We start from the raw sequence: 21,401 nt of genomic DNA on the forward strand, positions 1-21,401 counted from the left end.
GCACCGGCGAGACGGAGCCGGCCGTTGCCGCGGGACTTGCCGCGGCCGCGCCCCTGTTCACCACGTCGGCCGTCGTGGTCGGTGCGGCGCTGCTCGGCCCGGCGGGGTGCGGCACGGCCACGATCAAGGTCATCGGTGTCACCGTGACGCTGTCGGTGACGGTCGACGCCTTGATCGTCCGCCCGCTGCCTACGTGAGTCCGAGGCCCGGGTCGACGCCGGTGAGTTCGCAACTGGCGTCCCACAGCTGTTCGGCGACGGCGGTGCGGGTCAGCTGATCCCACCGCGGCTCGCGCCGCGGTCTGCCGCGCAGGCCGAAGCAGCTCGGCCCCCACAACTCGCCCCCGGTCGCCTGAGGATCGAGAACGGCTCGCACCGCGGGCCATGCACCGGCGTCCTTGCCCTGGAGGACGAGTCCGGCAGGAAGGCCACGCAGCCGCCCTCCGGCGGTCCGTATGTGCACGGGCGGCCGTGAGGGGGTGAGGGAGTCCAGGGCGCCGCCGGGGTGGACCACCATGCTCAGCACCGTGCTGCCCGTTGCGCGCAGTCGGCGGTCGAGTTCGAGGCCGAAGCACATCTGGGCCAGTTTGGACCGGGCGTAGGCGCGTTTGGGCCGATAGTCCTTCACGGATTGCAGGTCGTCCAGGTCAAGTTGCTCGGACTTCGCCGCGAAGCTGCCGACCGTCACGACGCGCGCAGCGGGGGCGGCGGACAGCAGCGGTGCCAGCCACCGGGTCAGCGCGAAGTGCCCGAGGTGATTGGTCGCGAACATGAGCTCCAGGCCGTCCTCGGTTTCACGGCGCGGCGGGTGGTCGAGGGCGACCCCGGCGTTGTGGACCACGGCGTCGAGACGATCGAGGCACAGCCTCTCCGCAGCGGTGCCGACGGACGCCGGATCGGCGAGATCGATCCGTAGGTGCCCCAGACGTGCCCCGGGGACGCGCGAGCGGATCGATGCCATGGCACCTTCGGCCTTCACCTGATCGCGGCTGCCCAGCACCACGGTGGCCCCGGTGGTGGCGAGTTGCTCCGCCGTGAAGTAGCCGATTCCCGCATTGCCGCCGGTGACCAGGAAGGTTCTGCCGTCGGCGCGGGGCAGCCGGTGGACGTTCCACGGTCCGGTCCGTGACGGGTGTGACATGGGGCGAGCTCCCTTGTGCGAGTTGTACGAGTTGTACGAGCCCCCCTTGCACGGGCGGCGGGGCATGGGGGAGAGAAGCCCGGGTGCAGGTCCCAGCGTCGCAACGGCCACCGACAAGCTGCCGACGGCGAACCGATGACCGTCGAGCCGCTGGAGATGACCGATGTCCGGGGCCGCGTTGTCACATGTGCCAGACCGTGCCGCGCCGCTCGTACTCCTCGATCAGTTCCAGCTGCACCGCGAGATCGGACCCGGTCTCGCGCTGGACCGGCCACAACGCCAAGTCGATTCCCGACGTGACGCCGCCCGAGGTGACGAGGTCACGGTCGTCGACGACACGGGTGTCCTTCACCAGGCCGCCGTCCGAGCGCAGTTCCTTCTCGGCCCTCTCATGCGTCGTGCAGGGACGTCCCCCGGTGAGTCCCGCCGCCGACAGGAGCATGGCGCCGGTGCACACGCGATGGTCAGCCCGTCCCGCACGGCGGACGTCCATGACGGCTCCTTCGCAGCGATTCGCGCATGCGATGACCGGCCCCGCATGCTTGCGGGCCCGGACGGCAGCCAGAGGGCGAATCGGCCATGCGGAACGAGGGTGGGTGGATGGATGGGCCGGCGTCGGGCGCGTGGCCGAAAACGGAGCTGTGGGGCGGCCGTTGCGGGCGGACAGTGGATGCTCATGCCCGGCGGCGGTGGTTCCGAGAGGACGGCGAGAGATGACGTCGAGCGAGTCGCACCCTTCCCTGCCCGTCCTGATCAATGACGTGCGCGTCTTCGACGGCGTGCACGACGAAGTGAGCGCTACGCGCTCGGTGTACGTCGCGGACGGGAGGATCGCGGCCGAGGGGGAGACCCCCGCGCCGGAGGCCGAAGTCGTCGACGGCGGCGGGCGCGTGCTGATGCCCGGTCTCAGCGATGCGCATGTGCACATGTTCATGGCGGGGAGCACGGAGGAGGAGTTCCTCCACGCCCCCGCGGGGACGGTCCACTACAACGCGCTGACCGAGGCCGGGCGCATGCTCCTGCGCGGCTTCACCACCGTCCGGGACATGGGCGGCCCCGTGACCGCCCTCCGGCGGGCCGTCGACTCGGGCCGTTTCCCGGGGCCGAGGATCTACCCGAGCGAGGGGATGATCTCGCAGACGTCCGGGCACGGGGACTTCTCCGAGATCCATGACGCGGCGGTCCGGTTCGGCGGCCCGGAATCCCGGATCGAGGCGACGGGATGTGTGCGGGTGGCCGACGGGCGCGACCGCGTCCTGGCCGCGGTACGCGAGCAGCTCAAGAGGGGCGCGAGCCAGATCAAGCTGTATGCGGGCGGCGGGGTGTGCTCCCGGCACGACCCCCTGGACGCCCAGCAGTTCACGCCCGACGAGCTGCGGGCCGCCGTCGAGGCGGCGTCCGACTGGGGTACGTACGTGGCCGCGCACGTCTACAACTCCGCAGGCATCCGGCGTGCGGTCGAGGCCGGGATCAGGTCGATCGAGCACGGGCACCTCGCGAACGAGGAGACCGTGGCGATGCTCGCGAGGAAAGGGGTGTGGCTGAGCACCCAGCCGTGGCTGGAGAGCGACCACCACTACCCCGACCCCGACAGGGCGGAGAAGAACCGCCAGGTCTGCGAGGGCGTACAGCGGATCTACGCATGGGCCCGCGCGTACGGGGTGAAACTCGCCTTCGGGACCGACCTGTTCCTCAGCCCGGGCGAGACGCATCGGCAGAGCGAGATGTTCGCCCGCCTGTCCGGCCATTTCGGCTTCAGGCCGGTGGAGGCGCTGCGCATGGCGACGTCCGGCAACGCGGAGCTGTTCCGGTCGTGCGGAGCCCGGGACCCGTACAAGGGGGCGCGGCTGGGCGTGATCGAGCCGGGGGCGTGGGCGGATCTGCTGCTGGTCGACGGGGATCCGACACGGGACTTGGGCCTGCTGGCCGACCCGGGCAAGAACCTCGCGCTCATCATGAAGGGCGGCCGCATCCACAAGAACGGGCTCGGCTGAGCGGGAGCGCGAGGAACCTCACTCCAAGTGTGAGATGCGTGACGTTCTGTTGGGGAACCGGAAGTGGTCCTGCGGCGTTCCGGGTCACTCGTCGTAGGCAAACAGCGAGATGGCCGGTGTCGATTGACACGGAACAAGGGTGTGACAGGCGCCGAGGTGGCACTGGGTGCCTATATCCCCATGTGGCGGCGGGAGTTGACGTAACAGCGGATGCCGCCTCGTGCGGGTACGGTTATGCCCATCGATCCGCCCCTGGGGCCCAGGACGTCTCGTGAGCCTCCCGGGAGTCCACGAAGGCCGTGGACCCAGAAGGGGAGGAGCCCAATGGCACGGACGGAAGCGCCGGAGGGGCACTGCCGATGCTGCGGCAGGCGGGACCGCCCGTACAGGTGGGCCCGTTGGCTGGGGCCGGTCTACACGATCTACAAGATCGCGCGAGACCTGTGGTCCTGACGGTGCGATGTGCCCCGGCCCAACAGGCCGGGGCCACGCCGCAGACGGTGTGTTGAGAGAAGGCCTCACCTGGTTGCTTGGCCGGCACGGGGTGGGGCCTTCGCCGTTCCCGAATGCGTTACTGCGGCGTACGCAAGCCGAACGCCGCAGAAGTGACGCCGATCACGTTCTTGCGGCGACACGCTCCCCATCTTGCCTTGTCCTTCGCGCGGGGCGCGACGGGGGGAGCTCGATCGGTATGGTCCTTGCCCTGCGGGAGCCCGTAAGTAACCAGCTCATGGCGCCTCGCCGCACGGTCGTGTGACTCGGGTCACTGGGTGAATCAGTGCCGCAATTCACATGCAACCGGACGCCTGTTGACCGCATCTGATCGACTGTTTACGGGGTCACACAGACGTGCGAGCAGCTCTGGGGCAAAAGAGCTCAGAATGTCGACACCCACTGACACTCGTACGGGCTACGTCGGTGCGGGGCCGTGGTGGCGAACCGTACGCCCGGCGGCGACGGTTGATCAGCACCAGCTTCCGCGGGCGTTGGCGAACGACGCCCAGGCGGCCCTGGTCTTGGGCCCGGCGACGCCGTCGATGCCGCCCGTGTCCAAGCCGAAGGAGGCGAGGAAGCGCTGGAGGCCGCTGATGGTGTTGGGGCCGACGATGCCGTCGGCGGTTCCGGCGTCGTCCTCACGGAAATGACCGGTTTCGCGAGGCAGTAGAGGATTGTCGACGTCGCCGACCTCACAGCCGTCCGAGGACCGGACTTCCGGTCGTGTGGCCTAAGTGGCTGTTGTTGTTCCGATCTCGAGCGGTGCCGGTCGAACGGTCGGGGTCCCGTCGCTGCTCGCCGGGCCGTTCTCTCCGGGCGGGTCGGTGGTGCCGACCCGCCCGAAGGGAGCATGGCCTGCGCCGGGGTCGGTGCAGTCGGTGACATGGTCGCGTCGGCGGTCAGTTGGTGCGGTCGGACCAGCCGGCCGGGAGGTCGCCGGGGGCGACGGAGATGACGGACTCGTCGTCGGTGCCGACGTATTCGACGAGGGTGATCTTCGCGAACTCGGGGACGACGTAGATGGGGTAGGTGGGGCCCTGGTCGCGGTAGCGGCGCATGTCGTCCAGGTGGTCGTTCTGGAAGCAGACGGTGCGGTCGCCGTGCTGCTCGACCCAGTGCGGGAAGAAGATGACGCCGTGCAGGCGGCGCTTGCCGGGCATGATGTCGACCGCGACCGAGGTGCCGGTGGGCTCGTTCCAGGAGACCTTGTAGCTGTCGTCGTCCAGCTGGACGAGGTCGACATGCTGGTCCTTGACCCAGCGGCCGCCGACCATGCCGGAGTGGATCCGGTAGTCGATCGTGTGGTCGTTCTTCACGTACATCTCGTACTGCCAGCCGTTGGCGTAGGTGTAGATGATGCGGTGGCCGACGATCTTGGACAGGTCCTGCGGTGGGACGGGCTGCTCGACGGTGGTCTGGAAGGCCCCGTTCCTGGTGGTGTCGTCGTTTGTCATGGATGACCTCTTTGGGGGGTGCTTGCCGGCGTGGTGTGTCCGACCACTTCAGTTTGTCACAAAACTATTTTGCGACAAAATGATCTGGCTGGGAGAATCGCCGCATGGACACCGCTACCGAGTTCGGCCGCCTCATCGGCCCGCTGCGCCGGGCCGTGCTGCGCACCCGACGTGCCGCCGAGCTCCCCGATCTCCCCGAGGCCCAGATCGAGCTGCTCCGGGCACTCGCCGAAGCCGGACCGCTCTCACCACGCCAGGCCGCCCACCGACTGCGTCTGGCGCCCTCCACGATCAGCAACCTCGTCCGCACCATGACCGCCGCCGGTCTGGTCGAGCGCAAACCCTCCGCGACCGACCTGCGCACCGTCCACCTCATCGCCACACCGACCGCGCTGGAGATGCTCCACACCTACGACCGCACCAGCACGGCCGCCCTGCACCGCGCCTTGGCCAACCTGGCCCCGGACAACCGCGAAGCGATCGAGCGCGCCCTACCCGCCCTCGGCGAGCTGCTCACTGCCCTTGAAGCCGACAGCTGAAGCGTGTTGCAGAAGGCTGCGAGGCAGGTCCGCAACCTCCCGGGGAGCGACGGCACAACACGCCACCACTCCCACCTAGTTACCCACGCTATGCCTGACCAGCGAAGACGCTGCCCTCGGATGCGGAACGACAACAGCCGCCAAGAGGAGCCACTGCCGCAGACGACGGGCAGGCCGCCGTCGCGTCCGTGCCACCGTCCGGCTTCACATTGACCGGCCTCGTCCAGCACATGGCAGAGGTGGAACGGAACTGGTTCCGCCGGGTGTTCGCCGGAGAACAGGCCCCGCCCATCTACGACCCGCAGGCCGACCCGTCTGCCCCCGACGGCGGCTTCGAACTGGCTGAGGGCGCCACACTGCACGACGCCCTCGCCACCTGGCAGGCGGAGATCGCCCGCGCCCGTGAGCTCTGCGCCGACCGTGCTCTGACCGACGCGGGCCGCTTCATGGAGCAGGACGTCAATCTCCGCTGGATCTACGTCCACATGATCGAGGAGTACGCCCGCCACAACGGCCACGCCGACCTGGTCCGGGAGCGCATCGACGGCACCACTGGCGTATGACGCCACATCAAGTGGCGCCCGCCCTGCTGTGAGTGACGCGCCGCCGGTTCCGTGCCGGGCGGCGCGTCGTGCCAGGGTGCCCAGGGAGCTGAACGTGTGCGCGTGCGCGAGATCGATGACACGCTCGGCCGCATCCGACGGGTCAGGCGCCACAGCCCTCGGAAGGGTGGTTTGGAACCGGCTCTTCGCCGTCACGTCGAGCTGACCGGAAGGATGGGCCCGCTGTTGCCGGTCGGGAGCGACGTCCGGTCCGGCCGGATCAAGGGGAGGGAATCATGGTGGGAACGAAGTGGTCCGCCGCTCCATGGGGCACGGTGCTGACCCTGGTCACCGTCATGGCCGCTACCGCGGCACCGGCGGCCGCCCACGGCCAGGCACCCGACCCGGCCCGGCTGGCCCAGCGCATCACGCTCACGAACTCGGACAATGGCCGACCCGTGACCGCGAGCTTGGGCGACGACCTTCAAGTCCAGCTCACCGGCTCCCACGAAAACGGGCTCACCTGGAGCTGGAGCGCTCCGACATCCAGCAACTCCACCATTCTCCGGCGCACCACCGGCGGTACGAAGCCGAACGGTGACCCATCAGCGACCTTCCACGCGGAACATGACGGCACCGCCACTATCACCGCACAGCGACGCTGCCGCCCCGACTCAGGCCATTTGTGTCCCTTGGTGATCACGCCGTGGAAAGTCAAGGTCGAAGTGAAGTGACCTGCGGGCGGGCTGTGGGGTGCCTGGCGGATTCCGGCGAAGTCGTCGCTGCTGGACGCGGAACTCGCGGGTTCCCGGCCGTCTGTGATCACGTGGTGCTTCGCGCCAGGCCGGGCATTGGGACCGGCTGCACCAGATGCTGCTGACGAACACGATCCCCTGCAGGCACTCCCGGCCATCGAGTGATGGACGGCCAAGCTTGCGAAGCCGTTGCTGCGGCAGGCCGTCTGACACAAGCCACGGCGGCTCCTTCCCGCGACCTTCCCAACGAGCAGCGGAAGGAACGGGTATGGGCACCTTCTCCTCCTCGCAGCCGGGCACACGGCTGTGACCTGCTAGGTTGCGCCCAGGAGAACGTGTGTGCGGAGGTAGTGCTGTGATCGGGCTGGGAGCAATAGCAGGGATCGCCTTGGTGGAGCTCGGCATGGTGCTGACGCCGGGGCCGAACATGATCTACCTGGTCTCCCGCTCCATCGCCCAGGGCCGTCGGGCAGGGCTGATCTCGCTGGCCGGGGTCGCCCTCGGCTTCCTGGTCTACCTCCTCGCCGTGTCCGCGGGTATCGCCACCGTCTTCGCTCTGGTGCCGGAGATCTACCTGGCGGTCAAGCTGGCCGGGGCGGGCTACCTGCTCTGGCTGGCCTGGAAGGCCGTCCGGCCAGGCGGCCGATCCACTGTCGTCAACCAGGAGTTGACGCACGACAGGCCCCTCAAGCTCTTCCTGATGGGCCTCCTCACCTGCCTGCTCAATCCCAAGGTGGCGATCCTCTACATCTCGCTGCTGCCGCAGTTCGTCGATCCGGAGCGCGGCCATGTCGCCCTGCAAGGTCTGCTGTTGGGGCTGACCCAGATCGCGGTGGGGGTCGCGGGCAACGCGTTCTTCATCGTGACGGCCGGCTCCGTCGCCGGGTTCTTCGCCCGGCACCCGCTCTGGCAGCGCCTGCACCGCTATGTGATGGGCACCGCGCTGGCGGGCTTCGCCGTCAGGATCGCCACCGAACGAACGGGCGCGGCGGTCGCCCTGCGCTGACAGGCGATATCCACGCGGAGTTCCTCGAATTGGCCGGCTGCCGCGCGGCGGAGCACGCGGTTGGATGGTGGTGTGGTTCCAGGTATCCGATTGAAAAATGGCTGGAGTCGACAACGGCGCGGGACGGTCGGACCCGACTCGGGCCCGCTTCCTCGCCGATGGCGTCTGGAGCACACCGAGCACCCGGTGTGCCCGGCAGGGTGTTTGTCCACAGGGCCTTGCCGTTCGCCGAAACGATCGGGCAGCCAAGTTCCAGGGCAACAGCACCGCCCCCGCCGGTCGGCGTCAGCCGCAGTGTGAGTACGTGCCGTCGGTGCTGTAGCTGCCGTTGGAGAAGTTCCACGTCGGGGTCTGTCCGGAGCACGAGTGGCCACCGGCGGTGAAGTTCCAGTTGCCGTGGTACAGGCGGGTGTTCGACACGCCAGTCACCGGAATGTACCCGGAGTCCCACCACCATGTGCCGACGTTCGGCTTCGGTGAATCCGTGTTTGAGTTGTAGTGCGAGCTGGACTTCACGTCGATCAGGCCGCCGTGCCAGTTGCCGTTGACATAGTTGGTGTTCCAGAGGTTGACCTCGGTGTAGGCCTGCTTGCTGCAGGAGTTCCACGCGAGGTAGAACTGCCCAATCGTCCGCGAGCCCACTTTGATGCTCTGGATGGGGCCGAGCACCTGGCCACAGTCGGTTACGGAAGCGGAAGCGGATCCGGCTCCGGCCGTGGCGAACGTGAGGCTGCCCGCAACAACAGCGAGAGCAGCCGAAGCCGCGCGCACACGGGTACTTACCCGCATAATTCCCCCTGAGCAGCTATCGAGATGACGGGTGGACACCTGTTGGCGCGCTCATACTTCCATCGGACTTGCGTGCGGTCCAGCCTTCTGCGAGGCGTCAGAAGGGGGAGGGAAGGGGACCCTCGTGGACAGGGACCTCTGCCACCGGTGGATGCTGCGGGTATCACTTGAGCGTCGGCTGGGACGATCCCCAATACCGCGTCGTGTACAAGCGGTTGTCATCGCTGATCGCCCAGAAGCGCCGAGCCGGCACCTTCCCCTCCACCCCCGCCGACCTCGACCGGCCCGGGCTGCGGCAGTACGCTCTGCAGTCCGTCGGCGCCGCGCTCGCCGCAGGGGAGTGCCCTTGCGCCTATGCGGAGTTGGTGCGGCTGCGGCGGCCCCTGGAGGCATTCCGATGAGGATCGTGCAGGTCGCCAACTTCTACGGGCCCTCCTCCAGTGGCCTGCGCACCGCGGTGAACGCGGTCGGCGAGGGCTACGTCCGCGCGGGGCACGAGCGGGTGCTGATCGTGCCGGGCGGCCGGTACGGGTGCGTGCGCAGTGCCGCGCACGGCCTGCGGATGACGCTGCCGGGCATGCCCGTGGGCAGGGGCTACCGGCTCATGATCGCGCCGGGCGTGCTGCGCCGACTGCTGGAGCGGCTGGCTCCGGACTCGGTGGAGGTGTCGGACAAGTCCAGCCTCGTCCACGCCGGGACCTGGGCGCGCGCACGCGGCGTCCGCGCCGTGCTGTTCTCCCACGAACGACTGGATGCGATCCTCTCGCCCAAACTGCCGCGATGGGTGCCGCTGCGGCGCACGGCGGACACGTACAACCGCAGGCTGCTCACGGCGTTCGACGCCGTGGTCGCCGCATCGGCCTTCTCCTGCGCGGAGTTCGCCCGGATCTCGGCACCCGTGCTGCACCAGGTGCCGCTGGGCGTCGACTTGGAGATGTTCTCGCCCTCGGCGGCGGGCCCGGCGGCCGGACGCGACGACCATGGGATACGGCTGGTGTATGTGGGGCGGCTGTGGAGGGAGAAGTACCCCCAGCTGCCCGTCGAGACGCTGCGGGTGCTGCGCCGACGCGGCATCGCCGCGCGGCTGGACGTGTTGGGTGAGGGGCCCGAGCGGGCCGGGCTGGAGCGGCGGGCGGCCGGGCTGCCGGTGCGATTCCACGGCCATGTCGCCGGCCGCCGGGCAGTGGCGGCCATGACGGCACGGGCGGATGTCGCACTGGCACCGTGCCCGGTGGAGGCCTTCGGCCTGTCGGTCCTGGAAGCCCTGGCCTGCGGCACACCGGTGGTCACGGCGGACCGGGGAGGGGCGGCCGAACTCCTCGCCCCGGACGCCGGATTCGCCGCGCCGCCGTCCGCACCGGAGACGGCGGACGCCGTCCTCGCCGTGCTCGACCGCCCCGAGAGGCTGCGGCGGGCGGCCGCCCGGGCCCGGGCCGAGCAGTTCCCGTGGTCGCGAACGGTCGCCCGCATGCTGGCCGTTCACGCCGGGCCGACCGCGAGCTCGGCCCTGCCCCGAGCGGTCTGACCCAGACAAGAACGTGTGACAACGGCCGGACCCACTTCCCGGCTCGCGTGGGCGTGGGGCGACACGCGTTGACCCTTTGTTGAACGTGAGGCAGCAGTGTCCATTCCAGCAGCCGGCGCACAGTGCTCCGGCTCCTCGGAAACCGTCCTCACCCATGGAGCAAACATGAGATCCGTACGCACCGCACTCGCTCTGACGCTGGGCACCCTGGCCACCGTGGCGGCCGCCACCCCGGCCCTGGCGCAGCAGGGCACCGCCCCCAAGGCCGCCGAGGCCAGGCACTGCGTGGTCAACGTCGACAGTGGCGCCCGGTCCTGCTTCGGCACCTACCGGGAAGCCGTTGCGTTCAGCACGCACGGCCGGGTGACCGACGCCCCCAACGACACCAAGGCCGCGGCGCTGGACAAGACGCTCCAGGCGCGGATCAACGGCTCGGCGGGTGCCCGGAAGGCACTGGCCGCGGCGCAGTCGGACCAGGTCCTCGCCACGATCTACGCGGACAAGGACTTCGGCGGCGATTCCGTCAACCTCATAGGCAGTAGCTGCGGCACCCGCTTCTTCAGCCGCTTCGGGGCCGACATGAACGACCGCGTCAGCTCCGTCAACACCGGCGCCTGCAGGACCATCACCCTCTACCAGCACGCCGACTTCCTCGGCTTCAGCCAGTCCTACAGCGGCGCCGTCCCCTACGTGGGCGACACGATGAACGACCAGGCCAGTTCGGCCACCTTCTCCAACTGAGCGGCTCGGATGCACTCATGCGGGGCGCTGCGGGGCACGGTCCCGTACGCCCCGCATCGGCGCGTTCCGGTGTAACCCGCCGGGGCAGGCCGAACCGCTGACGCCCATGGGGCGGGCCGAGCAGTACGGGCGGATGGGGAGTGCGCTGCGCGGTGGTTACGTGGCCCCCTGGCAGCGGAAGGTGATCCGTGGGTTCGTCGTCGGGGCCGTCGTCGTCGGCGCGGTGTGTGCGCTCCTGGTGCTGTTCGGCTGAGCGGCAGGAGGCCGCTCAGCCGAACGCGGAGCCGGCTACCTGAAGTTGCGGAGCCGGAGGCTGTTGGTGACGACGAAGACCGAGGAGAAGGCCATCGCCGCCCCGGCGATCATCGGGTTGAGCATGCCGGCCGCCGCGAGCGGGAGGGCGGCGACGTTGTAGCCGAAGGCCCAGAAGAGGTTGCTCTTGATGGTGCCGAGGGTCTTGCGGGAGAGACGGATGGCGTCGGCGGCCACGAGGAGGTCGCCGCGGACGAGTGTGAGATCGCCGGCCTCGATGGCCGCGTCCGTGCCGGTGCCCATGGCCAGGCCCAGGTCGGCCGTGGCGAGGGCGGCGGCGTCGTTGACGCCGTCGCCGACCATGGCGACCGTACGGCCTTCGGCCTGAAGGCGCTTGACGACGTCGGCCTTGTCCTGGGGGAGGACTTCCGCGATCACCTCGTCGATGCCCACCTCGCGGGCCACCGTCTCGGCGACGGTCCGGTTGTCGCCGGTCAGCAGGATCGGGGTGAGGCCGAGGCGGCGCAGTTCGGCGACCGCCCTGGCGCTGGTGTCCTTGACCGCGTCGGCGACGGTGAGGATGCCGCGTGCCTCGCCGTCCCAGGCGACGGCCACGGCGGTGCGGCCCTCGGCCTCGGCAGCGGCCTTGGCGGCTGCGAGTTCGGCCGGCAGCTCGATCGCCCAGTCGGTGAGGAGCTTCTCGCGGCCGACGAGGACCGCGTGTCCGTCGACGACGCCCTGGACACCGAGGCCGGCGATGTTCTCGAAGTTCTCCGGTGCGGGCAGCGTGCCGGTCCGTTCCGTGGCGCCGTCGGCGATGGCCCGGGCGATGGGGTGTTCGGAGGCGTGCTCCAATGCACCGGCCAGGCGCAGCAGTTCGCTCTCACCGGCGCCGGGGGTCGTGATGACCTTGTGCAGGGTCATCTTTCCGGTGGTGACGGTGCCTGTCTTGTCGAGGACGACCGTGTCGACGCGCCGCGTGGACTCCAGGACTTCGGGGCCCTTGATGAGGATGCCCAGCTGGGCACCGCGTCCGGTGCCGACCATCAGCGCGGTGGGAGTGGCCAGGCCCAGCGCGCAGGGGCAGGCGATGATCAGCACGGCCACGGCGGCGGTGAAGGCCGCGGTGGCGTCGCCCGTGACCGTGAGCCAGGTGAGCAGGGTGCCGATGGCGATGAGCAGGACGACGGGGACGAAGACCCCCGAGATGCGGTCGGCCAGGCGCTGCACGGCGGCCTTGCCGTTCTGCGCGTCCTCCACCAGCCGGGCCATGCGGGCGAGTTGGGTGTCCGCGCCGATGCGGGTGGCTTCGACGACCAGGCGGCCGGAGGTGTTGACGGTCGCGCCGGTGACCGTGTCGCCGGCGGCGACGTCGACGGGGACGGACTCGCCGGTGAGCATCGAGGCGTCCACGGCGGACGTGCCCTCCACCACCGTCCCGTCGGTGGCGATCTTCTCGCCGGGGCGGACGACGAACCGGTCGCCGACCGCCAATTCCGCGGTGGGGATGCGGACTTCGTGTCCGTCGCGCAGGACGGCCACGTCCTTGGCGCCCAGTTCGAGCAGCGCGCGCAGGGCGGCACCGGCCTTGCGCTTGGACTTCGCCTCCAGGTAGCGGCCGGCGAGGATGAACGTGGTGACCCCGGCCGCGGCCTCCAGGTAGATGGACGAGGAGCCGTCCGTGCGGGAAACGGCGAAGTCGAAGCCGTGGCGCATGCCCGGCATGCCCGCGTCCCCGAGGAACAGGGCCCACAGGGACCAGCCGAATGCGGCGAGCGTGCCCATCGAGACCAGGGTGTCCATGGTGGCGGCGCCGTGCCGGGCGTTGGTCCAGGCGGCCCGGTGGAAGGGGAGGGCTCCCCAGACGACCACGGGCGCGGCCAGGGTGAGGGACAGCCACTGCCAGTTGTCGAACTGGAGGGCCGGGACCATGGCCATCAGCACGACCGGTACGGAGAGCAGCAGTGAGACCAGCAGGCGCTGTCGCAGCGGACCGGTTTCCCCGCCGTCTTCGTCCTGTGCCTGTTCCTGTTCCTGGACCGCCTCGGCTCGGGCCGTCGGCTCGGGCGGTTCCTCGGCCGTGTAGCCGGTCTTCTCGACGGTGGCGATGAGGTCGGCGACCTCGACCCCGGGAGCGTAGGTGACCTTTGCCTTCTCCGTGGCGAAGTTGACCGTCGCCGCGACGCCGTCCATGCGGTTGAGCTTCTTCTCGATGCGTGCGGCGCACGAGGCGCAGGTCATGCCGCCTATGGAGAGCTCGACCTCGGCGGAGGGCGGGGCGGGGGTCGCTGCTTTCTCGGGGGCGATGCTGGTCATGCGGGTGTCTCCCGGGAGGAGGGCCGGGCCGTGCGGCGTCCATATCAGTGGAGCGGTACGGCCGGGCAGGGGAAGGGGGGCCTCAGATGCGGCGGTCGGCGAGCTCGTAGCCCGCCTCGTCCACGGCGGCGCGGACGACCGCGTCGTCCAGCGGGCCGGCGGAGACGACGGTGACCCGGCCGGTGGCGGCCTCGGCCGTCACGGCGGTCACGCCGGGTATGGCGGAGATCTCCGCGGATACCGCGCCCTCGCAGTGGCCGCAGGTCATGCCGGCCACCTGGTAGACGGTCGTGGCGGTGTCGTCCCGGATGTCGGACGTCGTCGGGGAGGTCATCGTTGCTTCCTTCGGGTCGTCGAGCCTGTGCAGCTGCTTCAACGATATACCCCCCTGGGGTATTCCGAAAGGCCGGTGGTGTGGCGGCTGGGAGTGGTGTGAAGGAACGTCCGTACGGCGCGGCGCCCTCCCGGCGGCCGGTCCGCCGCGTAGACGTGGGCTCGCCCCCGTCACCGTTTCCAGGAGCGTGCATCGTGAACAGCTTCCGCCGTCGTCCGCCGCGCCGGGCGGCCGTGCTCGTCGCGGCCTCGGCCATGACCGTCGTCCTGGCCGCCTGCGGCGGCAGCACCGGCAAGGGCGGTGGCTCCCCGAGCGCGTCGGTCGCACCGGGCGGCACCGGCTCGTCCGCATCGGCCGGGCAGCACAACCGGGCCGATGTCGCCTTCGCCCAGGGGATGATCCCGCACCACCGCCAGGCCATCGACATGGCCGACATGGCCGCTGAGCAGGCCTCGTCCGGCGAGGTCAAAGCCCTCGCCGCGAAGATCAAGAAGGAACAGGCGCTGGAGATCGACACCATGGCCGCCTGGCTGAAGTCCTGGGGCGAGCAGGTCCCCCAGGGCATGAGCAGCATGAGCGGCATCGGCCACGGAAACCCGTCCGCGATGCCCGGCATGATGAGCAGCCACGACATGGACCAGCTCAAGGGGGCTTCCGGCAAGGCCTTCGACACCATGTTCCTGAACATGATGATCAAGCATCACGAGGGGGCGGTCGAGATGGCCGATGCCGAGAAGAAGCAGGGGGCGTATGGGCCGGCCAAGGCGATGGCCGGCGACATCGTCGCCGGCCAGAGTGCTGAGATTGCCCAGATGAGGGCGATGCTCGGTGGGGGGTCGCCGTCCGCGGGTAGCTCTTGACGGAAGCGGGTGGTTGAGCGCGGCGCGGGCCGGCTGTGGTTGCCCGCGCAGTTCCCCGCGCCCCTTCGGGGCGCTCTAGAACGCCGAGTTCGCGAACCAGCGGTCCAGCAGGTCCCCGTCCCCCCGCACCGCGAACGCATCCGCCTCGCGGTCGAGGCGGCCGTACACGAGCAGCAGCAGGTCCGCCGCCGCTCCCTCCACCGTCGCGTCGGCCGGCCCCGCCGTGCCGCCCTGCTCGACCTCGAAACTGTCCGGACGCAGGCGGATCAGCCACTCACCACCGGTGTCCGTGCACCGGAAACGAATCGTTTCGCCGTCGCCGCGCAGCTCCGCCACCTTGGGCGCGAAGAACGCCGCGAAAGGCAGGTTGACCAGGAATTCGTCCACGCCGTCCGCCGCCAGACCGGGGTCGATCTCCGGCCGGAGGCCGAGGGCGAGTTCCGCGTCGACGCGGTGCACCAGGGTCTCGAACAGCATGCGGCGCACCCAGAACCTGGCGTGCTGGTCGGCGCCCCACGCCCACATCGCGGCATCCGGGTCGGTGACGGCGAAGGCGCTTGCCGCCTCGGCCGCGCTGTCCGCCAGCCAGTCGGGGTAGCCGGCCTCGTCCTCCGGCAGCCGCAGGTCCACGTCGCGGCTGCGCGGCGGTTCCTGGACGAGCTGTCGCAGCAGGACGGAGAACCAGCGCTGGACGCTGCCCGTGTGCCGGACCAGGTCGGTCAGCGTCCAGCCGGGACAGCCGGGCACCGCGGTCGTCCGGTCGGCGTCCCGGACCAGGTCCACGAACCTGGCGGTCTCCGCCGCGATGGCGTCCCGGTGGGTGGCGGGGTTGCTCATTGTTCCGATCTCCTGGTCGTCGCGGGGCCCGGCACCGGCCGGCCGGGCATCCCACCACGCATCCTTTCACCAGCGTCTTGTCACCAGACGACCGGAATCCCCGCCGGCATGATCGCCATCCGGTCGGGGTGCCAGGGCACCTCCTCCAGTGGCACCGCCAGGCGTATGCCCGGCAGCCGGTCGAGCAGGACGCGGAAGGCGGTCTCGGACTGCCGGCGGACCAGGTGGGCGCCGGGGCAGTGGTGGCGGCCGTAGCCGAAACGCAGGTGGGGGTTGGGGGAGCGGGTCGGATCGAAGGAATCGGGGTCGGTGAAGGCGGTGGGGTCGTAGTTGGTCGCGTCCAGTTGGAGCAGGACGAGGTCGCCCTGCTGCACTGCCGTGGTGCCGATCTTGGCGTCCTCGGTGACGAAGCGGGGGATGGCGTTGCCCAGGACGATGCTGTGGCGCAGCAGTTCCTCCACGCACTGCGGCAGCGTCTCCGGTCGGGCGCGTACGGCGTCCATCACCTCGGGGCGCTGGAGGAGGTCGAGCGCCGCGACCCCGAGGAAGCTTGCGAAGTCCTCGTAGCCGCTGACGAACAGCACGGAGACGATGTTCGACAACTGCTTGTCGGTCAGCCCCTTTTCGTGTTCGTTTGCGTGTTCGTTGAGGTCGGCGAGGCGGTCGGCGAGGCCGCGCGGCTGCCCGGGGCGGCGGGCGGCCATGTGGTCGTGCATATAGACGCGGATCTCCTCCCAGTTGCGGGCGAGTTCCTCGTCGGTGGGCGTCACCATGGTCAGGTCGAGGTCGGCCCGTACCGCGAGCCAGGCGTGGTCCTCGAAGGGCAGTCCGAGCAGCCGGCACATGCATTGGCCGGCGACCCATTCCGCGAAGTGGTGCTGGAGATCTCCGGGGCTGCCCTGCCGGACCATGGTGTCCAGGCCCTCCCGGGTGATGTCGGCGACCCAGTCGGCGGGGAGTTCGGGCTGGTTGCGGCCGAGTGCCTTGAGGGCTTCGTCCCGCAGTCCGGCCTGCTGGAGGTGGTTCATGGCGTCGAGCAGTTCGGGCGCCAGGATCGGGGCGTCCTGGCCGGGCGCATCGGGGTCGCCCAGGACGGACCGGGCGAACTTCCGCTCGCGCAGCACGTGCTGGGCCAGTTCGTAGCCGGTGACGAGCCAGGCCTCGCCGCCGGAGTTGGTCCGGACCCTGGCCACGGGACAGCGCTGCTGCAGGTCGGCGAGTTCGGGGGCGAGGCGGTCGCCCCGGGTGCTGAAGGGGTAGTGGGGCAGCTCGTCGTGGTGCGGTGCGGTCACGGTGTCAGGCCTTCCCGTCGGTTCGTGGATGGTCGAGGAGGTGCGTCACCAGCGCACGGGCAGGCGGGCCGGGGCCCGCAACGGTGTGGTCTCGTCCCAGGTGACCGACTCCGCCGGCACGGCGAGCTCGATGTCCGGAAGCCGCTCCAGCAACACCTCGATCGCGGTGGCGAGTTGCAGCCGCGTCAGGTGTCCGCCGGTGCACGCGTGCGGCCCGTGTCCGAAGGCGATGTGCGCGTTGGGGGTACGGGTCAGGTCCAGCCGGTCGGGGTCGGTGAACGCGGCCGGGTCGCGGTTGGCGGAGGCGGGCACCGGGATGACCGCGTCCCCGGCCCGGATGTGCTGCCCGTGCAGGGTGAAGTCCTCCTGGGCGACCAGGATGTTGATGGCGTTCATCAGCGGGACGTAGCGCAGCAGTTCCTCCACCGCGGTGGCCACCCGCTGGGGCGCGTCGCGCAGCTCGCGCAACTGGCCGGGATGGGTGAGCAGGGTGAACAGCGCGTTGCCGGTGTGCTGGATGTTGGTCTTGTAGCCGGCCATCAGCATGGTGACGACGAAGCTGACCACGTCGTCCCGGACCAGTTCGCTGCCCGGGCGACGGCTCTCGGCCAGCAGCAGACGGATGTAGTCCTCGCCCTCGCCCTCCTTCTCCTTGCGGGAGATGAGCTCCTCCGCGTAGTCCTGCAACGCGTACAGGGCCGCCAGCACCTCGTCCATCGACAGGCCGGCGGCACTGAGCAGGGTGAGGGTGTGCGGCAGGTAGATCTCGCGGTCCTCGTGCGGCAGTCCGGTCGTCTCGCACAGCACACGCAGCGGCAGCGGTTCGGCGTAGGCGGCGATCAGATCGGCGGTACCGTCCTGTGCCGACTCCACCATGGCGTCGAGCAGTTCGCCGGCCATGGCCCGGATCCGGGGCGCCATGAACTCCAGGCGGCGCCGGCCGAAGAGCGGCAGCACGGTGCGGCGTACGCGCTCATGGTGCGCGCCGGTCATCTCCAGGAACGTCGGCAGGCACGGCGGGGGAGCGTCGGGTCCTTCGCGGGGCGGCCAGGCGGAGAGCAGCGGGCGGACGAGGCGGGGATCGGCGAAAGCGGCTCGCGCGTCCTCGTAGCGGCTGATCAGCCAGCCCGTCTCCCCATTGGGTAACTGGGCCTTGACCACCGGCTGTTCGGCGCGTAACCGGGCGTAGCCGCACGGCGGGCCGGCGGTGCCGGGCTCGACGGCGGGGACCGGGACGAGTTCCTCGGGACTGTTGTTCATGGGTGTGCTCCGTTATACGCAGGGCAGTTCTGTGCGGATATACCACCAATAATCCAGCCATAGCTGGTTGTTCGGCTGCCGAGACTGGACGTTCGCCCGCTGACTGTCAATCACCGACATCGTTTCCGGACACGGGGAGCAGGAACGACGCCAGGAGCGTGAGCGCGAGCAGCCCGGCCTCCGCGCCCAGAGTGATCTCCATGGCCCTGGCGTAACCGAGTTCGCCGGCGGCGCCCCGGCCGCCGAGCGCGGAGAAGAAGACCGTGCCCAGCACCGCACTGCCCAGCGCGCTGCCGAACTGCTGCACCGCCGTCAGCGTCCCGGCGGCCGAACCCGTCTCGTGCGGTTCCACGGCCGCCAGCACCGTCTGGAAGAACGGGCCCGTCACCAGCCCCATCCCCACCCCGACGACCACCAGCGCCGGGGCGCCCTGCCACACCGTCACCCGCGCACCGGCCGACCGCAGCGCACAGGCGAACGCACCGGAGCCGAGCGCCATCACCGCGACCCCGGTCTGCACCAGCGGGCGCCCGAACCTGCCCAGCACCCCCCGGCCGTCCAGCACCTGCACCACCGCGAAGCCGACGACCGTACCGGCCGACCACGGCAGCACGGCCAGCCCCGCCTTCAGCGGTGAAGCCCCGAGCCCCGACTGGAAGTAGAGACTCAGGGCCAGCGAGAAACCCGCCACCGCGGCGAACAGCGCGGCACCGGTCACCAGTCCGCCCGAGAAGGCCCTCTTGCGGAAGAGCCCCGTCATCACCAACGGGTCGCCGCCGGCGCGCGCTACACGCTCCTCGTACCAGCCGAACACCCCGAACAGGGCCACTCCGGCCGCCATCGACACGAACGCCCATATCGGCCAGCCCTGTTCGCGTCCCTGCACCAGAGGCAGGACGACCGGCAGTGCGGCGGCCGAGGCCAGTGCGGCGCCCGCCAGGTCCAGCCGGGCCGCGGCCGCCGGGCCCGACGCGGGCAGGAAGCGCCATCCGCCGGCCAGCGCGAGCAGCCCGAGCGGCAGGTTGACCAGGAACACCATGCGCCAGCCGGCCCCGAACCAGTCGGCACTCACCAGCCAGCCGGCCAGCACCGGGCCGCCCACGTAGGACAGCCCCATCACCGGCCCGTACATGCCCATCGCCCGGCCGAGTTCCCTGCCGCGGAACATCTCCTTGATCAGGCCGAGCCCCTGCGGGATCATCACCGCCCCGAACAGCCCCTGCAGCCCGCGCGCCGCGATGAGGAAGCCCGGCGACATGGCCGCCGCGCACAGCAGCGAGGCGCCGGTGAATCCCGCCGCGCCGAGCAGGAACGCCCGCCGGCGCCCCACGACATCCCCCAGCCGCCCGCCCGTGATCAGCCCGACCGCCATGGCCAGTGCGTACGCGGCCCCCAGCCACTGCGTGACACCGGGCCCGCCGCCCAGGTCGGCGCGGATCGACGGTGCCGCGACGGCGGCCACCAGGGAGTCGAGCATGTCCATGGTCTCCCCGGCGAGGAGCACCCACAGTGCCGCCCAGCGCCACCGGTAGGGCGGAGGTCCGAGCGCAGGGGAGGGGTCGCCGGGGGCGGGCCGGGCCAGTGCATCCGTTCGGGAGTCGGGCATGGAAAGGATCTTTCCCCGGAGCACGGGGAACGAGGCGGGCCCGGCGGCGGTTGGCGGGAAGTGAGCGCTGTCCCGATCGCGTGCCCGGGCCGAGGACCTGCGGACCACCGTTCCCCTCCGTCGGCCCTAAGGCCGACGGAGGGGCGGATTCCGCCTGCGGGCCGAAGCGGGATCCGGCCTCGGATTCCTAGGTTCGTGAACCAGGCGCCGCACGAGCATCAACCGCCACAGGAAAGCGCAGCCCAGGCTGTTGACGTGCGACGCCCGCTGCGCGAGCCCTCTGTGGAGTCCCCCGCAATGCCGATGATGACGGCAGCCCTCGTGCTGCTCTCCTTCGTGACCCCCCTGGCCACGGACATGTATCTGCCCGCGTTCCCCCGTATGACGGGCGATCTGGGCACCGACGCCTCCGGGGTCCAGCTCACCCTCACCTCGTTCCTGATCGGCATGGGCCTGGGCCAGCTGATCCTCGGACCGCTCTCGGACCGGTTCGGGCGACGCAAGCCGATCCTGGTCGGCTCGGCGGCCTGCGTCGTCGCCACGGCGTTGTGCGCGCTCACCCCCTCGCTCGGCTGGCTGATCGCCCTGCGCTTCGTCCAGGGCTTCACCGGCGCCGCTGGCATCGTCATCGGCCGCGCCGTCATCTCCGACGTCGCCACCGGCGAGAGGGCGGCGAAGCTGCTCGGCATCCTGATGTCCCTGCTGGGCGTCGCCCCCGCCATCGCACCGGTCCTGGGCGGCGTCGTGATCGAAACCGCCGGCTGGCGCGCGGTGTTCTGGGCCCTGGCCGCCACGACGCTCCTCGCCCTCGCCGGCACCCTCTTCGCGGTACCCGAGACCCTGCCCGCCGGACGGCGCCGGGCGGGAGGCGCCCGGGCAACCGCCCGGTCGGTGCGCGAGGTCCTGGCCGACCGGCCCTACCTGGGGCACACGCTCTGCTTCGGAATGTCACTGGCTGTGCTCTTCTGCTACTTGGGCGGCGCATCCTTCCTCTTCCAGAACCTGCTCGGCCTCGGCATCGGCCAGACCTCCGCAGCCTTCGGCTCCGTCGGCGCCGTCAGCGTCATCGCCGGCCTGGTCATCACCCGCCTCGTCGGCCGCTTCACGCCCCAGGCGCTGCTGCGCGCCGGCCTCGGAGTGATGCTCGCCGGTTCCATAGCCCTGTGCGTGCTTGCCCTGGCCGGCGGGCTGAACGTGCCGGTGGTGCTGGCCCTGCTCTACGTCACCTTCGTCGGCATCGGCCTGGTCAGCATCAACGCGGCCGCCCTCGCCCTGGAACGCGTGCCCCACGCCGCCGGAACCGGTTCCGCCCTCCTGGGCACCGTGCAGAGCGCCCTGAGCGCCGTCGCCGCCCCCCTGGTCGGTCTCGGCGGCGCACACACCGCCGTGCCCATGTTCGCGGGCATGACCCTCTCGTCCGTCCTCGCCGTCCTCGTACTGGGAGTGGCGAAGCCGTCCTCGGGCGCCGGAGCCTGAGCGTCAGCGCCCGGCACCCTCCGGCAGCGCCGCCTCCTGGGGGTCGGCCATGTCGAGCAGCAGCATGGCGCCGTGGTCCGGAGTGCCGGGTGATGGGGGAGAGCCTGCTGACCGCCGCCTGCCTGCTGGCCGTCACGGCGCTGGGTGCGGCGGCGCTGCTGCCGCGGCGGTGAGCGCGGGGCGGCGCG

The 21,401-nt window shown here is 70.5% G+C and carries 22 protein-coding genes; 12 read left to right on the forward strand and 10 right to left on the reverse strand.

Features of this window, described 5'->3' with window-relative positions; all coding sequences use genetic code 11:
* Positions 1-74 precede the first annotated feature (74 nt).
* The gene (locus HG542_RS34680) at positions 75-197 is read left to right on the forward strand and encodes a hypothetical protein (protein WP_255315731.1); all 123 of its coding nucleotides are present in this window, start codon (positions 75-77) and stop codon (positions 195-197) included.
* Here the strand turns inward: HG542_RS34680 and HG542_RS02615 are convergent.
* Together HG542_RS02615 and HG542_RS02620 are read right to left on the reverse strand one after the other, a co-directional pair.
* Positions 190-1,140 (reverse strand): SDR family NAD(P)-dependent oxidoreductase, encoded by a 951-nt coding sequence (locus HG542_RS02615; protein WP_171078340.1) that lies wholly within the window; start codon positions 1,138-1,140, stop codon positions 190-192. The genes HG542_RS34680 and HG542_RS02615 overlap by 8 nt on opposite strands.
* A gap of 181 nt (positions 1,141-1,321) precedes the next feature.
* Positions 1,322-1,633, reverse strand: a complete 312-nt coding sequence (locus HG542_RS02620; RefSeq protein ID WP_171078341.1) for a DJ-1/PfpI family protein — start codon at positions 1,631-1,633, stop codon at positions 1,322-1,324.
* Between the two features lie 220 nt (positions 1,634-1,853).
* Between HG542_RS02620 and HG542_RS02625 the strand changes: the two genes are divergently transcribed.
* Positions 1,854-3,134: a metal-dependent hydrolase family protein gene (locus HG542_RS02625; RefSeq protein WP_171078342.1), complete on the forward strand. Its 1,281-nt coding sequence runs from the start codon at positions 1,854-1,856 to the stop codon at positions 3,132-3,134.
* 1,394 nt (positions 3,135-4,528) lie between these two features.
* On the opposite strand, the gene HG542_RS02630 is transcribed toward HG542_RS02625, so the two are convergent.
* Positions 4,529-5,083, reverse strand: coding sequence for a phenolic acid decarboxylase (locus HG542_RS02630; RefSeq protein ID WP_304414283.1), 555 nt, complete (start codon positions 5,081-5,083; stop codon positions 4,529-4,531).
* 104 nt (positions 5,084-5,187) lie between these two features.
* On the opposite strand from HG542_RS02630, the gene HG542_RS02635 reads away from it, so the two are divergent.
* The 4 genes from HG542_RS02635 (at position 5,188) to HG542_RS02650 (ending at position 7,925) form a co-directional block, all read left to right on the forward strand.
* Positions 5,188-5,622 (forward strand): MarR family winged helix-turn-helix transcriptional regulator, encoded by a 435-nt coding sequence (locus HG542_RS02635; RefSeq protein WP_171078343.1) that lies wholly within the window; start codon positions 5,188-5,190, stop codon positions 5,620-5,622.
* A 110-nt stretch (positions 5,623-5,732) separates the two neighbouring features.
* Complete coding sequence (locus HG542_RS02640; protein WP_373313076.1) at positions 5,733-6,185, forward strand: DinB family protein; 453 nt, start codon at positions 5,733-5,735, stop codon at positions 6,183-6,185.
* A gap of 275 nt (positions 6,186-6,460) precedes the next feature.
* Entirely contained in the window at positions 6,461-6,898 is a 438-nt protein-coding gene (locus tag HG542_RS02645; protein ID WP_171078344.1) for a hypothetical protein, read from the forward strand.
* 376 nt (positions 6,899-7,274) lie between these two features.
* The gene (locus HG542_RS02650) at positions 7,275-7,925 is read left to right on the forward strand and encodes a LysE family translocator (protein WP_171078345.1); all 651 of its coding nucleotides are present in this window, start codon (positions 7,275-7,277) and stop codon (positions 7,923-7,925) included.
* A 285-nt stretch (positions 7,926-8,210) separates the two neighbouring features.
* Here the strand turns inward: HG542_RS02650 and HG542_RS02655 are convergent, their stop codons facing one another.
* Complete coding sequence (locus tag HG542_RS02655; RefSeq protein ID WP_171078346.1) at positions 8,211-8,696, reverse strand: hypothetical protein; 486 nt, start codon at positions 8,694-8,696, stop codon at positions 8,211-8,213.
* A 185-nt stretch (positions 8,697-8,881) separates the two neighbouring features.
* Here HG542_RS02655 and HG542_RS02660 point away from each other — a divergent pair, with 185 nt between their 5' ends.
* The 4 genes from HG542_RS02660 (at position 8,882) to HG542_RS02675 (ending at position 11,233) form a co-directional block, all read left to right on the forward strand.
* Positions 8,882-9,115 carry a hypothetical protein gene (locus tag HG542_RS02660; protein WP_171078347.1) on the forward strand — a complete coding sequence of 78 codons (234 nt, stop codon included), beginning with the start codon at positions 8,882-8,884 and terminating at the stop codon, positions 9,113-9,115.
* Complete coding sequence (locus tag HG542_RS02665; protein ID WP_171078348.1) at positions 9,112-10,239, forward strand: glycosyltransferase; 1,128 nt, start codon at positions 9,112-9,114, stop codon at positions 10,237-10,239. The genes HG542_RS02660 and HG542_RS02665 overlap by 4 nt, the downstream gene beginning before the upstream one ends.
* Positions 10,240-10,404: 165 nt before the next feature.
* Complete coding sequence (locus tag HG542_RS02670; RefSeq protein WP_171078349.1) at positions 10,405-10,980, forward strand: hypothetical protein; 576 nt, start codon at positions 10,405-10,407, stop codon at positions 10,978-10,980.
* A gap of 106 nt (positions 10,981-11,086) precedes the next feature.
* Positions 11,087-11,233, forward strand: coding sequence for a hypothetical protein (locus HG542_RS02675; protein ID WP_171078350.1), 147 nt, complete (start codon positions 11,087-11,089; stop codon positions 11,231-11,233).
* A gap of 35 nt (positions 11,234-11,268) precedes the next feature.
* On the opposite strand, the gene HG542_RS02680 is transcribed toward HG542_RS02675, so the two are convergent.
* Together HG542_RS02680 and HG542_RS02685 are read right to left on the reverse strand one after the other, a co-directional pair.
* Positions 11,269-13,548 (reverse strand): heavy metal translocating P-type ATPase, encoded by a 2,280-nt coding sequence (locus HG542_RS02680; RefSeq protein ID WP_171078351.1) that lies wholly within the window; start codon positions 13,546-13,548, stop codon positions 11,269-11,271.
* An 82-nt stretch (positions 13,549-13,630) separates the two neighbouring features.
* Entirely contained in the window at positions 13,631-13,882 is a 252-nt protein-coding gene (locus HG542_RS02685; RefSeq protein ID WP_171078352.1) for a heavy-metal-associated domain-containing protein, read from the reverse strand.
* 254 nt (positions 13,883-14,136) lie between these two features.
* Here HG542_RS02685 and HG542_RS02690 point away from each other — a divergent pair, with 254 nt between their 5' ends.
* Complete coding sequence (locus HG542_RS02690) at positions 14,137-14,742, forward strand: DUF305 domain-containing protein (protein WP_171078449.1); 606 nt, start codon at positions 14,137-14,139, stop codon at positions 14,740-14,742.
* A gap of 75 nt (positions 14,743-14,817) precedes the next feature.
* On the opposite strand, the gene HG542_RS02695 is transcribed toward HG542_RS02690, so the two are convergent.
* The 4 genes from HG542_RS02695 to HG542_RS02710 all read right to left on the reverse strand — a co-directional run bounded on the left by HG542_RS02695 (position 14,818) and on the right by HG542_RS02710 (position 19,737).
* Positions 14,818-15,579 carry a maleylpyruvate isomerase family mycothiol-dependent enzyme gene (locus HG542_RS02695; protein WP_171078353.1) on the reverse strand — a complete coding sequence of 254 codons (762 nt, stop codon included), beginning with the start codon at positions 15,577-15,579 and terminating at the stop codon, positions 14,818-14,820.
* A gap of 80 nt (positions 15,580-15,659) precedes the next feature.
* Entirely contained in the window at positions 15,660-16,871 is a 1,212-nt protein-coding gene (locus tag HG542_RS02700) for a cytochrome P450 (RefSeq protein ID WP_229922466.1), read from the reverse strand.
* Between the two features lie 45 nt (positions 16,872-16,916).
* Positions 16,917-18,131 (reverse strand): cytochrome P450 family protein, encoded by a 1,215-nt coding sequence (locus tag HG542_RS02705; protein ID WP_171078354.1) that lies wholly within the window; start codon positions 18,129-18,131, stop codon positions 16,917-16,919.
* Between the two features lie 106 nt (positions 18,132-18,237).
* A complete protein-coding gene (locus HG542_RS02710) occupies positions 18,238-19,737 on the reverse strand; it encodes an MFS transporter (RefSeq protein WP_171078355.1) in 1,500 nt (499 codons plus the stop codon).
* 297 nt (positions 19,738-20,034) lie between these two features.
* On the opposite strand from HG542_RS02710, the gene HG542_RS02715 reads away from it, so the two are divergent.
* Positions 20,035-21,213, forward strand: coding sequence for a multidrug effflux MFS transporter (locus HG542_RS02715; protein ID WP_171078356.1), 1,179 nt, complete (start codon positions 20,035-20,037; stop codon positions 21,211-21,213).
* Positions 21,214-21,401 lie beyond the last annotated feature (188 nt).

It is taken from the genome of Streptomyces morookaense (genome assembly GCF_013030945.1).
GTDB classification, from domain to species: Bacteria; Actinomycetota; Actinomycetes; order Streptomycetales; family Streptomycetaceae; genus Streptomyces; species Streptomyces morookaensis.

Coding starts and splice junctions, on each gene's coding strand:
- HG542_RS02690 (WP_171078449.1), top strand. CDS start 14,137: ATGACCGTCGTCCTGGCCGCCTGCGGCGGCAGCACCGGCAAGGGCGGT.
- HG542_RS02715 (WP_171078356.1), top strand. CDS start 20,035: ATGCCGATGATGACGGCAGCCCTCGTGCTGCTCTCCTTCGTGACCCCC.
- HG542_RS02710 (WP_171078355.1), bottom strand. CDS start 19,737: ATGCCCGACTCCCGAACGGATGCACTGGCCCGGCCCGCCCCCGGCGAC.
- HG542_RS02630 (WP_304414283.1), bottom strand. CDS start 5,083: ATGACAAACGACGACACCACCAGGAACGGGGCCTTCCAGACCACCGTC.
- HG542_RS02685 (WP_171078352.1), bottom strand. CDS start 13,882: ATGACCTCCCCGACGACGTCCGACATCCGGGACGACACCGCCACGACC.
- HG542_RS02665 (WP_171078348.1), top strand. CDS start 9,112: ATGAGGATCGTGCAGGTCGCCAACTTCTACGGGCCCTCCTCCAGTGGC.
- HG542_RS02625 (WP_171078342.1), top strand. CDS start 1,854: ATGACGTCGAGCGAGTCGCACCCTTCCCTGCCCGTCCTGATCAATGAC.
- HG542_RS02615 (WP_171078340.1), bottom strand. CDS start 1,140: ATGTCACACCCGTCACGGACCGGACCGTGGAACGTCCACCGGCTGCCC.
- HG542_RS02695 (WP_171078353.1), bottom strand. CDS start 15,579: ATGAGCAACCCCGCCACCCACCGGGACGCCATCGCGGCGGAGACCGCC.
- HG542_RS02620 (WP_171078341.1), bottom strand. CDS start 1,633: ATGGACGTCCGCCGTGCGGGACGGGCTGACCATCGCGTGTGCACCGGC.
- HG542_RS02645 (WP_171078344.1), top strand. CDS start 6,461: ATGGTGGGAACGAAGTGGTCCGCCGCTCCATGGGGCACGGTGCTGACC.
- HG542_RS02705 (WP_171078354.1), bottom strand. CDS start 18,131: ATGAACAACAGTCCCGAGGAACTCGTCCCGGTCCCCGCCGTCGAGCCC.
- HG542_RS02680 (WP_171078351.1), bottom strand. CDS start 13,548: ATGACCAGCATCGCCCCCGAGAAAGCAGCGACCCCCGCCCCGCCCTCC.
- HG542_RS02670 (WP_171078349.1), top strand. CDS start 10,405: ATGAGATCCGTACGCACCGCACTCGCTCTGACGCTGGGCACCCTGGCC.
- HG542_RS02635 (WP_171078343.1), top strand. CDS start 5,188: ATGGACACCGCTACCGAGTTCGGCCGCCTCATCGGCCCGCTGCGCCGG.
- HG542_RS02675 (WP_171078350.1), top strand. CDS start 11,087: ATGGGGCGGGCCGAGCAGTACGGGCGGATGGGGAGTGCGCTGCGCGGT.